Below are 11150 nucleotides of genomic sequence, written 5' to 3' on the forward strand. Positions count from 1 at the left end.
AGCGTCGCTCGGGCGGTGGCGGTTGCGCGCTCGAGCCTTCTCAGGCGAGCCGCACGGTGACCAGCCCCCGTCGAGCGCCGAAGCGGTCGAGGGCACACGGAGCCGCGAGCAGAGCGGCGTCGCTCAGGCGACGGGCGGCGGTTGCGCGGTCGAGGTTTTTCAGGCAAGCCGCGCGGTGACCTGCCCCCGTCGGGCGCCGAAGCGGTCGAGGGCTCGAGCCCGAGCCGCGGGAGGCCACATCGCGAGAACTTTTCCGAAGTAACCGATGGAAAAGTTCCGCGATGTGGGAGCCTGAGCGATCCGAGGTGCGCGAGCGTCGCTCAGGCGACGGGTGGCGGCGGCTCCTGCATCGCGGGGTTCGGCGCGTTCTCGTCCTCGGGCGGCGGCGCCGGAATGGCCGCCGGAGGAACCGCGACGGGCGCCGGAGGCGGCGCGACCACGGTCTCCGGCGGATTCGCGATCGGACGTCCGGCGCGATTGCGGCGGAAACGATCGATCAGTTGCTGGCGGCGCGTGTCCGTGGGGCGGGCCGGAGCGGCCTTTCCCCCGATGAGCGGGGCGGCCGTCGGCGCACCGGTGGCCGCGGCGACGGGAGCTTCCTCCTCTTCCGGACTCTCGAGCTCCCCGGTGTCGACCGGATGCTGCGGATGGAGGCGCTCCCAAACGGCGCGGTCGGCGAAGCTCGAATCGTCGTCGAGTGTGGCGCCCGCGAGGTCACGGTCGTAATTGGCCAGCGACGCGCGGTAGAGAAGGCGCGTCTGGACGACGAGCGGGTTGCGCGCCGGCCACCGCAGCGACGGATCGATCCGCAGCGCCTTGGCGTATTCCTCGATTGCGGCCTCGCCGCGTCCTTCCTTCTCGAGAAGGAAGCCGAGGTGGAACCGCGAGAGGGGAAAGCCGGGCTTGCGCTTGATCGACCGCTCGTACGCCTTGATCGCCGACGATGTCTTCCCCTCCTTCTCCCAGAGGAGGCCCTCGTTGTAATCGGCGAGGAAGAACTCACGATCGAGCTTCGCCGCCTTTCGATACTGATCGCGCGCCTCCTTCGCGAACCCACGGCGGGAGAGGAGGTTGCCGAGGTCGTTTCGCAAGCCCGGGTCGTCGGGATACTCCCGGACCTGCTCGGTGAGGTCGAGGATCGCGCGGTCGAGAGCGTCGCTCTCGGAAAGATAGGGGGTGTAGAACGAGGCGCCCCGGCGCTTCCCTTCCGCCTGAGGAGCGGGAGGCGGAGGCTCAGGCGCGGCCGCCGGGCCGGAAGGCGACGGGACCGGGGCGGGCGCGGCCGGCGAAGGCGGGCTCGTTCGCGGGGTCGTCGGGTGCGGCGTCGGACGAGGAGGGATGTAGGGCGACGTCGGGGGCGGCGCCGGCTCACTCGGCGTCTCCGTCGGCGTCGGAGGCGGAGGGATGTAGGGCGTCGGCGAGCTCGACGCGTCGGGCGTCGTCGTCAGGCCGGTCGCAACGCCCGGTTGGCCCGACACGCCGGTCTGCGCGAGCGCCGTCGCGGAGAGCGCCAAGAGCGCGCCGAGCCCCGCGGAAACGATTCGATGGTTCATGCGGTTTTCCCTTTCGATGGGCGGGCGATCAGACGGACGCGGCCCTTGTCGCCGGCGACGTCGAACTCCCATTCCGTCTTTCCCGTCCGAGCGGCCAATGCGTCGCGCTCCCTGGCGAGCTGCTCCCGGAACTTCTCGAAGCTCAGCCGCGAAACGTCCTCCCCGTTCCCCCGCCGCGCTTCGAGGAAGCGGGCGAACAGGGCTTCGTCCGGCGAGCGCGCCGCCTCGTGGTCTACGGAGGCGGGCGCCGGAACGTTGGCCGGGGCCGGGGCGGCCCCCCGGGAAAACCGGCCGCGCCCCTCCTCCTTCTGGCGGACGGCCCGCTCCCAGAACTCGACCTGGCTGTTGTAGCGGCCGAGGACCGAGTTCAGGCGAAAGCGGTCGGCGGGGGAATCGATCTTCTGCGAGGAGAGGGACCGCGCCATCTCCTGCAGGCGGCGGCGGCCCTCGGCGGGGAGGCGGCTGCCGGTCCCGTAGAGGAACACGTCGTATTCTCTTCCCACCCGGGTGATCGTTTCCTCGAACGCGGCGAACTCCTTCTCGAGCGACATCTGCTAACCTCTCCATTCTAACGGTATGAGGCTTCCGACGGCGCTCCGCCCGGGCCCGAGGCCGGCGGCCGCGGGCACGCGCTTCCCGCGTGCGCGCGGCCGGCAGCGGCGATGACGCGCCGGCGCCCGGAGGCGGCCACGAAGGCGGAAGAACGCCCGCGCCCGGCTCGCGGACTCCCCCCCTCGATCGACCGCATCCTCTCGGATCACCGGGCGGCTCCGCTCATCGACCGCTTCGGGCGCGAAGCCGTCAAGGCCGCCGCACGCACGGCCGCGAAGACCGAAGGCGGTCCCGATCCCGGAGCGATCCTCGAGCGCTGCGCGCGCGAGCTCGCGGCACGGTTCGCGGCCGAGGCGCCGCGGGTCGTCAACGCGACCGGAGTCCTGATCCACACGAACCTCGGCCGCTCTCCTCTGTCGGCCCGGGTTCGGGCCGCGATCGCCGCGGCCGCGGAGGGATACCACGCGGTCGAGCTCGACCTCTCGACCGGGAAGCGCGGCTCGCGGGGGACGAAGACCCGGGCACTCGCGGCGATCCTCGTCGGCGCCGAAGACGCGCACGTCGTCAACAACAACGCGGCGGCCGTGCTGCTCGCGCTCGCCGCGACGGCCGCCGGCCGCGAGGTCCTCGTCTCCCGCGGGGAGCTCGTCGCGATCGGCGGCTCCTTCAAGATCCCCGAGATCCTCGAGGCCTCGGGCGCCCGCCTGCGCGAGGTCGGGACCACCAACCGCACGAAGATCGCGGATTTCGAGCGCGCCCGCTCGGATCGGACCGCCGCGGTCCTCACGGTGCATCCGTCCAACTACGAGATCCGGGGCTACGCCGCGCGCCCGTCGTTCTCCGAGATCGCGGGGTTCTGCCGCCGCCGGCGCCTTCCGTGGATCCACGACCACGGATCGGGGACGATCGCGGACCTCTCCCCTTTCGGGATCGCCGGCCAGGAGCTCGCCGGCGACGCGTTGAAGGCGGGCGCCGACCTCGTCGCCTTCTCCGGCGACAAGCTCTTCGGCGGGCCGCAAGCGGGGATCCTCGCCGGCCGGCGCTCGCGCGTCGAGCGCTGCCGCCGGCACCCGCTCGCCCGGGCGCTGCGTCCGGACAAGATCGCGCTCGCCGGCGTCTTCGAGACGATCGCGACGTGGCTCACGGAGGGCGCCGCGGGGCTCCCGCTCTACGCGCTCGCCGCGGCGCCCGCGGCGGCGCTCCGCGAGCGCGCGGAACACCTCGCCGCCGCGGCCCCGCGGGGCCTGCACGCGGAGGCCGTCGCCACGCGCGCGGTGTTCGGCGGAGGGACGACCCCGGAACGGTCGATCCCGTCGGCCGCCGTCGCGATCGGCGGCCCCGGCCGAAGCGCCGACGAGATCGCGCGCGCGCTGCGGGAGCGGGACGTCCCGATCATCGTCCGCGTGCAATCCGGGCGCGCGCTGCTCGATCTTCGCTCCGTGTTCGCGGAGGAGGACGAGACGATCGCCGCGGCGCTCGCCGTCCTCTGACCCGCGCTCCGCGCGCGCCGTTTTCGGCAGTCGCCGTTCGCCGGAAGCGGTGTATCATCGCGGGAAGATTTCGGGAATGACCAACGAGCACGAAAAGTCCGGGGCTACCGCGCGTACCGGACAGCGCTTCGCCAAACGGATCTCCGGCGAGGGATGGGCGGCCGCGATCAAAGGCGTCCGCGGAGACGTCCGGGTGCTGAAAGTCTCGCGGATCGGCATCGAGATCGAGACCGAATGCCCCCTCGAGAACGGCGGACGCTACCCGATCCGGCTCACGCACGGCGGCGAGACGACGCAGACGACCTTCTACGTCCTCCGCAGCCCCGAGCATCGCAACGTTCATGCTCGCCAGCCTCTGACGTACCGTCCGGCGGGCGTGTTCGTCGAGACCCTGGAACGCCGCGATCTTCCCGAGTTCATTCCCCCGCACCCGCACAAGTAGCGGGCGCGGCGCTATCCGGATAATTGAAATCGGAGCCGGGCCCCCTCGCGTCGCGAGGGTAATCGTACAACTTCACTATTGGCAGACGCTTGGCGAAGGCGCCGTCACTAAGGCATCCCCTTTGCTCTTCCGCTCGTCATGGCCCTCCGCGCGCTCGATTTCGACTGGGTGACGCCGGCGCTCGCCGTCGGCGGGCGGTTCGCGCCCTCGGATGCGGCGAGGCTCGCGCGAGAGCACTCCATCCGGCACGTGGTCGACCTCCGCATCGAGGCGTGCGACGACGACCGAGTCCTCCGACGCCACGGGATCGAGCTCCTGCACCTTCCCACCGAAGACGTCTGCGCGATCGCCGACGAGATGATCGAGCTGGGAGTCGCGTGGGTCAACGAGCGGCTCGACCGCGGAGCGAGCGTGCTGATCCATTGCCATCACGGGATCGGACGCAGCGCGCTGCTGACGCTCTGCGTCCTCGTCAGCCGCGGCGACGAGCCTCTCGAGGCGCTGATCCGCGCCAAGGACGCGCGCCGGGTGGTCTCGCCGAGCCCCGAGCAGCTCGCCGCGTTCGCCCGGTACTGCTCGGCGCTCCGCGAACGCACGGGGGCCGCATGGGACGTCCCCGCATTCGACGCGCTGGCCTCGATCGCGTACCGGCATCTGGTCGAGGCCTAGCAGGTTGCTGAAAAAGGGTCCGTGGCGGGGTTGCGAGCGCCGCGGGCTCGAATGCAAGACGCCACGCCGAAGGCGATGCCGGCCGCATCGTCCAGGCGCGGCAACGAAGCAGGCGAGCCCGCGCCGCCGCAACCTTCCGGTGGCGCGAGTCTTGCCGTTCGCGCGTTTTAAAGATCCGGCGCCCGGCCTCATCGCGCTGGAGCGCCGGGCCGTACTGCGGACGGTCGGCAAGGCTCGTGACACGCCGCCCGGATTCGTTTTTCAGCAGCCTGCGAGGGCCGCTGAGCGGGGAGCGGGCGCAAACCCGGCGCCCCGGATGCGGCCGCCGCGCGCCTCAGCGCGGCAGGAAGCCGCCGGACAGCGCCAGTCCGGCCATCACCAGGGGCAGGAACGCGTTCGACGCCGCGAAGAGGAGCCGCGCGCGCCGGGTCGTGCGGGATGCGCGGAAGCGGACGGCGGCGGCCAGCAGAGGCGCTCCCGCCAGCGCCGCGGCCGCGAGCGGCCATCGAGGCGCCGCGCACAGGACGGCGGCCGTCGCGGTCGCGGCGAGCAGCGCGAGCGTGTGGACGAGAGCGTCCCTCGAGACGACGCGGCCGCCGGCATCGCGCACGGAGGTCATCGAGAAGCCCGCCGCGGCGTAATCGGAGCGATAGATCCAGCTGAGCGCGAGGAAGTGCGGCATCTGCCAGAAGAAGACGATCGCGAAGAGGAACACGCCGCCCGGGCCGATCGCGCCGGTCGCCGCCGTCCACCCCATCAGAGGCGGGACCGCGCCGGGGATCGCGCCGACGATCGTGCAGGCGGGCGTGATCCGCTTGAGAGGCGTGTACACGAGCACGTACGAGGCGAGAGTGAAAACGCCGAGCGCCGCGGTCAGGGGGTTGACGAAGAGCGCGAGGATCGCGGCTCCCGCGGCCGAAGACGCGGCCGCGAATCGGGCCGCCGCGGCCGGCGCGATGCGGCCGGACGGCAGCGGCCGCCGCCGCGTGCGCGCCATGTTCGCGTCGCGGTCCCGCTCGACCAGCTCGTTGAAGGCGTTCGTGCCGGCCGCCAGCAGCGCCGTCCCCGCGATCGCGGCGGTCAGCACGCCGGGTCGCACCGATGACGCGCCGAGCGCGTACCCGGCCGCGGCCGTCAAGAGGACCATCAAGACGATGCGCGCCTTCGAGAGAACGAGCCAGTCGGCGAGGCGCAAGCGCGACGGGACGCCGGCCGCGATTCCGTCGACGAACCGCTTCGGGCGCAACTCCGCGTTCACCGCGGCGGGTCCGGCTCGTTCGGCGTGCGGAGCGACTTGATGTACGCGACGAGCTTCCATACCTGGTCGTCCGGGATCTTCGTTCCCCAGGAGGGCATCCCGTGCGCCCGTCCCTCGGCGATGTCGCTGAAGATGTTCGCCTCGGCGCTCCCGTAGATCCAGCGCTCGTCGCGAAGGCTCGGGCCCATGCCGCCGCCGGCGTGAGTGCCGTGGCAACCGGAGCAGTTGTAGCGGTCGAAGAGATGGCGCCCCTCCATCGTCGCGGCCGCGTCGCCGGCGTAGGGATTCTGAGGGCCCGAGCCGGCGACCGCCGGGCCCGGAACGGGGCCGATCGGCATCCAGATCGCGGGAACCGCCCCGGCCGACGCCGTCTGGTCGTGGCGGGCGCGGCACGACGCGCCCCACAGGAGGAAGGCTGCCGCAACGGCCGCCAGGCCCAGGGCTCTTCGTCTCATTTCACATCCCCCCGCGTCCGCTCATTCGACGAGCGGCACGCCGAACTTTTCGAGCAGACGCCGAATGTCCTCCCGCCGCCGCTCGATCACGCCGTCGACCGTGTCTCTCAGCGGGTCGCCCCGGCGCACCGCCATCGAGATGTCGAAGACGTACGGGCGGAACGGCAGGTCGATCGCCGGAGAGACCGGAACGACGTCGAGAGGCACCGGCGACCGCTGCGCGAAATAGCCGGCGAGCGGACCCCAGGCGACCGCGACGTCGACGTCGCCGCGGGACACCGCGTCGATCAGCGCCGCGGGAGGATTCGGCTTGGAGTAGTCGCCGAGCAGAGAATAGCTCACGACGTTCTCCACGATCCCGCGCTGCGCGAGAGCGAGGCCGGGCGGCATGCCCGAGTCCGCTCCGCCGATGACGTGGATCCCCACGCGCAAATGCGCGAGGCGCGGGTCGTCGAAGGAGCGAATGCGCAGACGCCGGTCGCCGCGCGACACGAAGACGTACGTCGAGCGGTAGTACGGCTCGGTCGTCGACGCGAGCTCGTACGCCGACGGGACGCCCATCACGAGGTCGCAACGCCCGCTCTTCAACGTCTGCCGCGCGAAACCGCGGCGCTGCGGCCACCAGAAATACTCGAGCGGGCGTCCGAGGTCGCGCGCGACGAGCTCGGCGAGCGCGTTCTCGAATCCTTCGCGCCGGTCGTTGGAGAACGGCAGGTTGTTCGGGTCCGCGCACACGCGCAGCGGCGGCGCCGGCGCGGCCGGCGGCGCGGGAGCGGCGGCGGCGGCCGAAACGGCGGCGAGAAGGAGCGCGCCCGCGAGCTCAGAAACCGAAGACATAGACGATGTCTCCCGGGCCGCTGTAGTTCTTGATCTCCTTCATGGCGCCGACGACGCCGAGGCCGGCGTACGGGTCGTCGGTCGACATGTCCGGAAACGCGACCGCGCCCATCCAGCCGCCGATCCCGGAGTAGACGGCGACGTACTGCCTGCCGTCGGGACCGAGATACGTCATCGGGTTGCCGACGATCCCGGAGCCCACCTTGAACTTCCAGAGCTCTTTCCCGTTCCTCGCGTCGAGCGCCTTGAACCAGCCGTCCATCGTCCCGTAGAACACGACGTCGCCGCCGGTCGCGAGCACGCCGCTGTAGACGGGGAACTTCTGCTCCTTCGCGCTCCAGGCCTTCTTCGCGTGCGCGACGTCCCACGCGACGAGCTCCCCCTGGTAGCCGCCGGGCCCCGGGTACATCTTCACGTTCGCGCCGAGATAGGGCGTTCCCGCGATGTAGTTCGCCTGCACACCCTCGTAGTCCATGCACGTGTTGTGCGCCGGGATGTAGAGGAGTCCCGTCCGCGGCGAGAACGCCGACGGGATCACGTCCTTCGCCCCGGTCGACGAAGGGCAGATGTCGCGCGTGACGACCCCCTCGTGACTGCGCTTGGAGGGGTCCTCGATGGGAAGACCCGTCTTCAGGTCGTAACCCTTCGCCCAGTTCGTCGGCTCGTAGCTCTCGGCCGAGAGCACCTCGCCCGTCTCCCGGTCGAGGACGAAGACGAACCCGGTGCGCCCGGGGTGGATCAGGAGCTTGCGCGCCTTCCCCGCGAAAGGCATGTCGACGAGGATGTTCTCCATGATCTCGTCGTAGTCCCACGCGTCGTGCGGCACGACCTGGTAGGCCCAGCGCGCCTTCCCGGTGTCGGCGTCGCGCGCGAAGATCGAGCAGGACCATTTGTTGTCGCCGGGGCGCAGATCCGGGTTCCAGACGCCGGGATTCGCCGTGCCGTAGAAGATCAGGTTCGTCTCCGGATCGTAGGAGATCCATCCCCAGACCGTCCCGCCGCCGAGCTTCCACTGGTCCGGCGTCCACGACCGGACGCCGAGATCGGCGCCCTGGTCCTTCTTGTAGAACGGCTTGAACTCGGGTCCGATCAGGACGTCCTTGTCGGGCCCCGAATTGTAGGCGCGCCAGACGATCTTTCCCGTCTTCACGTCGAGCGCCATGATGTCGCCGCGCACGCCGAGCTCGGCGCCGCTGTCGCCGACGATCACCTTGTCCTTGACGACGAGCGGCGCCATCGTGACCGTCTCGCCCAGGTTGATGTCGCCGACCTGCGTCTTCCAGACCTCCTTGCCGGTCGCCGCGTCGACGGCGACGGTGTGGTCGTCGAGCGTGTTGAAGACGATCTTCCCGTCGGCCCAGGACGCGCCCCGGTTGACGACGTCGCAGCAGGCGATCCCGACCGATTTCGGGTCCGGGTTGGGCTGGTAGATCCATTTCAACCCGCCGCCGGGCTTCGTGAGGTCGACGGCGATCAGGTTGTTCGGGAACGGCGTGACGACGTACATGGTGTCGCCGACGACGAGCGGCTGTCCCTCGTGCCCGTGCGGGATCCCGGTCGAGAGCGTCGTGTAGACCTTCAAGTTCTTCACGTTGTCGGCCGTGATCTGGGAAAGCGGCGAGAACCGCGTGTTCGCGAAGTCTCCGGCCGGCAGGGTCCAGTCGCCGTCGGGAACCGGACCGATGAGATGGATGCCCGGGAGGGTCCCGGCGATCGAGGAGGGCGCGGCCCAGCGCGGAGGCGCTCCCGCCTTCGCCGCCGCTCCGGCGAGCGCGGGAACGAAGGTCAGCACGACGAACACGCGGCCGGTCGATCGAGTCATTCCGTTCCTCCTCTGCCGCTCCAGGAGCCTCCGCCGACGCCGGAACCAGGAGCAATTTCCATTCCCTCCTTTCGGCGACGGCGGGCGCCGGGCGAGGGGGCCCCGGCGGCCTTCGAAACGCTCTCGGACGCGGCGCCACGGGGCACAGCGGAACTTCATGGGACCGCGATGCCCCAGGGACCCCCCGCCGCCGGAAGCTCCCTCACGACGCGGCGCGCGGCGGTGTCGACGACCGAGATCGTGTCCGAGAGACTGTTGGCGACGTAGAGCCTCCGCCCGTCGCGCGAGAGCGCCAGCCACCACGGACGCGAGCCCACGGGGACCTCCGCGACGACCCGGAGCGACGCGGCGTCGACGGCGGCGACCGAGTCGCCGCGGCCCGTCGCGATCCAGAGCATCCCGTCGCGGAAGACGAGCCCGACGGGATGGTCCTTTGCCGGGAGCTTGAGCTTACCCACGACGCGCTGCGCCGCGACGTCGAGGACGTCCACCGCGCCCCCGATCTCGGACGTCACCCACGCGCGCGCGCCGTCGGGCGAGAAGAGCACCGCGCGCGGGCGCGCGCTGACGAAGACGTTGTTGACGACGCGGCGGGCGCGCGCGTCGATCACCGTCACGGTGTTGCTCGTCTCGGCGGTCACGTACAGCCAGCGCCCGTCAGGGCTCGCGCCGATCCCCTCCGGCTCGGTCCCGGTCACGAGCGGCGCGTCCTCTCCGGTCGCGAGATCCACGATCGACGCGGTACCGGCGTCCTCGTTCGAAACCGCGAGCCAGCGCCCGTCCGCAGAGAGAGCGATTCCTTCGGGATCCGTGCCGGCGCGGTAGCGGCGGACCACTCGAAGATCGCGCGTATCGAGCGCGACGACGGAGTCCGGTTCCGTGGCCGGCTGGCCCTGGAAGTGGCTCACCGCGACGAACGCGCGTTTGCCGTCCGCCGAGAGCGCGATGCCCCGCGTTCGCGCTCCGACCTTCGCCGATCGAATCCTCCGTCCCGTGGCCGCGTCGATCGACGACACCGTGCCGGCATGCTCGCCGGTGACGAACAGGATCTCGGCGCGTGCGAACCGGACGCCGCTCGTGATCAGCGTCGCGGCGGCGACCGCGAGGACGCGCGGCAGGACGGTCGAATTCGGCGCGCCGGACACGGCGGACTTGCGATGCAACGGCCGTTCCTACCTTCTGCCGGTGCGGACGCTGCGGCCCGGGCGGGCGCCGCGAATTGTCACTGGACCGTTCCGATCGGTGACACCCGCCGTCCCACCCGCACGTCAAGTCATTGCCGTCAGGCGACTTAAAGGTGGCCGGATATTTGCGATTCGAGACGTCCGAGAAGGTCGGAGTTCTTACCCGAAGGATTCGGAAGGAGTCGGAGGGAGATGACGAACAAATTCATTCGGTGGAACTGCCCCAATTGCGAGACGCACAACATCCTGCCCGTGGTGACGGACGCCGACGCGCCGCCGCTCCGGTGCGCGTACTGCGAATACCTCTACGACCCGCTCGACGACACGCAGCCGCGCGCCGAAGGACGAGTCGAGGATGGAGCCGACAAACCGCAACCGCCGGATCGTTCGCGGCATCGCTGGAGAGAGACGCCGACGTAGGCGAAGGAACGATCCCGCCGCTGGCTTGCGCTCGATAAGTGCATAGGGATGCCTCGTACTCGCGGCAGGTGTCGCCGGTCGTCCGCGCAGGAGCCCGAGCCGCCGAGGACAGAACGCGATTAGTCTCCCCGAAGAAAATCCCGCGCACGCCGCCGACGCGGCGGAAGGAGGTCGCAGGACTTCCCGCGATCATCCCTTTCAGGAAACGGATCGGTTTTCATCGGAGCGGGGCGACGCGCTCGCCACGGCCAGAACGCCTCCGGCAAAGAGCAGCGTGTCCGCGAAGTAGTTGATCCCCTCCACCTGGGCCGCCGTAACGGCCGAGGACAGCGCCCCGATCAAAACGGGCCCGTAGATCAGCAGGACCGTCAGCAGAATCCAGCCGCCGAGCCAGGTCGCCGCTATCCGCGCCTTCCGGTTCAGGAGCATGCACCCCCCGGCGACGAGAAGCGCCGCGCCCGTCACACC

General features: G+C 70.8%; 12 protein-coding genes. 4 read left to right on the plus strand and 8 right to left on the minus strand.

The features are described from left to right. Positions 1-320: 320 nt before the first annotated feature. Both VKH46_13780 and VKH46_13785 read right to left on the minus strand, forming a co-directional pair. Positions 321-1553, minus strand: coding sequence for a tetratricopeptide repeat protein (locus tag VKH46_13780; GenBank protein HKB71912.1), 1233 nt, complete (start codon positions 1551-1553; stop codon positions 321-323). Continuing rightward, the gene (locus VKH46_13785; protein ID HKB71913.1) at positions 1550-2104 is read right to left on the minus strand and encodes an MXAN_5187 C-terminal domain-containing protein; all 555 of its coding nucleotides are present in this window, start codon (positions 2102-2104) and stop codon (positions 1550-1552) included. The genes VKH46_13780 and VKH46_13785 overlap by 4 nt, the downstream gene beginning before the upstream one ends. Before the next feature lie 111 nt (positions 2105-2215). On the opposite strand from VKH46_13785, the gene selA reads away from it, so the two are divergent. The 3 genes from selA to VKH46_13800 all read left to right on the plus strand — a co-directional run bounded on the left by selA (position 2216) and on the right by VKH46_13800 (position 4706). Further along, the gene (gene selA / locus VKH46_13790; GenBank protein ID HKB71914.1) at positions 2216-3595 is read left to right on the plus strand and encodes an L-seryl-tRNA(Sec) selenium transferase; all 1380 of its coding nucleotides are present in this window, start codon (positions 2216-2218) and stop codon (positions 3593-3595) included. Between the two features lie 76 nt (positions 3596-3671). Then, on the plus strand, positions 3672-4037 hold the full coding sequence (locus VKH46_13795; GenBank protein HKB71915.1) for a hypothetical protein: 366 nt from the start codon (positions 3672-3674) through the stop codon (positions 4035-4037). 138 nt (positions 4038-4175) lie between these two features. Next, entirely contained in the window at positions 4176-4706 is a 531-nt protein-coding gene (locus VKH46_13800) for a dual specificity protein phosphatase family protein (protein HKB71916.1), read from the plus strand. A gap of 334 nt (positions 4707-5040) precedes the next feature. Here VKH46_13800 and cyoE read toward each other — a convergent pair whose 3' ends face one another. The 5 genes from cyoE to VKH46_13825 all read right to left on the minus strand — a co-directional run bounded on the left by cyoE (position 5041) and on the right by VKH46_13825 (position 10241). After that, on the minus strand, positions 5041-5964 hold the full coding sequence (cyoE, locus tag VKH46_13805) for a heme o synthase (GenBank protein HKB71917.1): 924 nt from the start codon (positions 5962-5964) through the stop codon (positions 5041-5043). After that, on the minus strand, positions 5961-6419 hold the full coding sequence (locus VKH46_13810; GenBank protein ID HKB71918.1) for a c-type cytochrome: 459 nt from the start codon (positions 6417-6419) through the stop codon (positions 5961-5963). The genes cyoE and VKH46_13810 overlap by 4 nt, the downstream gene beginning before the upstream one ends. Before the next feature lie 21 nt (positions 6420-6440). Continuing rightward, a complete protein-coding gene (locus VKH46_13815; protein HKB71919.1) occupies positions 6441-7256 on the minus strand; it encodes a quinoprotein dehydrogenase-associated putative ABC transporter substrate-binding protein in 816 nt (271 codons plus the stop codon). Continuing rightward, positions 7240-9078 (minus strand): methanol/ethanol family PQQ-dependent dehydrogenase, encoded by a 1839-nt coding sequence (locus tag VKH46_13820; GenBank protein HKB71920.1) that lies wholly within the window; start codon positions 9076-9078, stop codon positions 7240-7242. The genes VKH46_13815 and VKH46_13820 overlap by 17 nt, the downstream gene beginning before the upstream one ends. Before the next feature lie 155 nt (positions 9079-9233). Continuing rightward, positions 9234-10241 carry a beta-propeller fold lactonase family protein gene (locus VKH46_13825; GenBank protein HKB71921.1) on the minus strand — a complete coding sequence of 336 codons (1008 nt, stop codon included), beginning with the start codon at positions 10239-10241 and terminating at the stop codon, positions 9234-9236. A 213-nt stretch (positions 10242-10454) separates the two neighbouring features. Here VKH46_13825 and VKH46_13830 point away from each other — a divergent pair, with 213 nt between their 5' ends. Continuing rightward, positions 10455-10682 (plus strand): hypothetical protein, encoded by a 228-nt coding sequence (locus VKH46_13830; protein ID HKB71922.1) that lies wholly within the window; start codon positions 10455-10457, stop codon positions 10680-10682. 198 nt (positions 10683-10880) lie between these two features. Here the strand turns inward: VKH46_13830 and VKH46_13835 are convergent. Continuing rightward, positions 10881-11150, minus strand: a 270-nt coding sequence (locus tag VKH46_13835; GenBank protein ID HKB71923.1) for a hypothetical protein, incomplete at its 5' end; no start/stop codon positions are given.

The organism is Thermoanaerobaculia bacterium, assembly GCA_035260525.1.
In the GTDB taxonomy this organism is placed as follows: Bacteria; Acidobacteriota; Thermoanaerobaculia; order UBA5066; family DATFVB01; genus DATFVB01.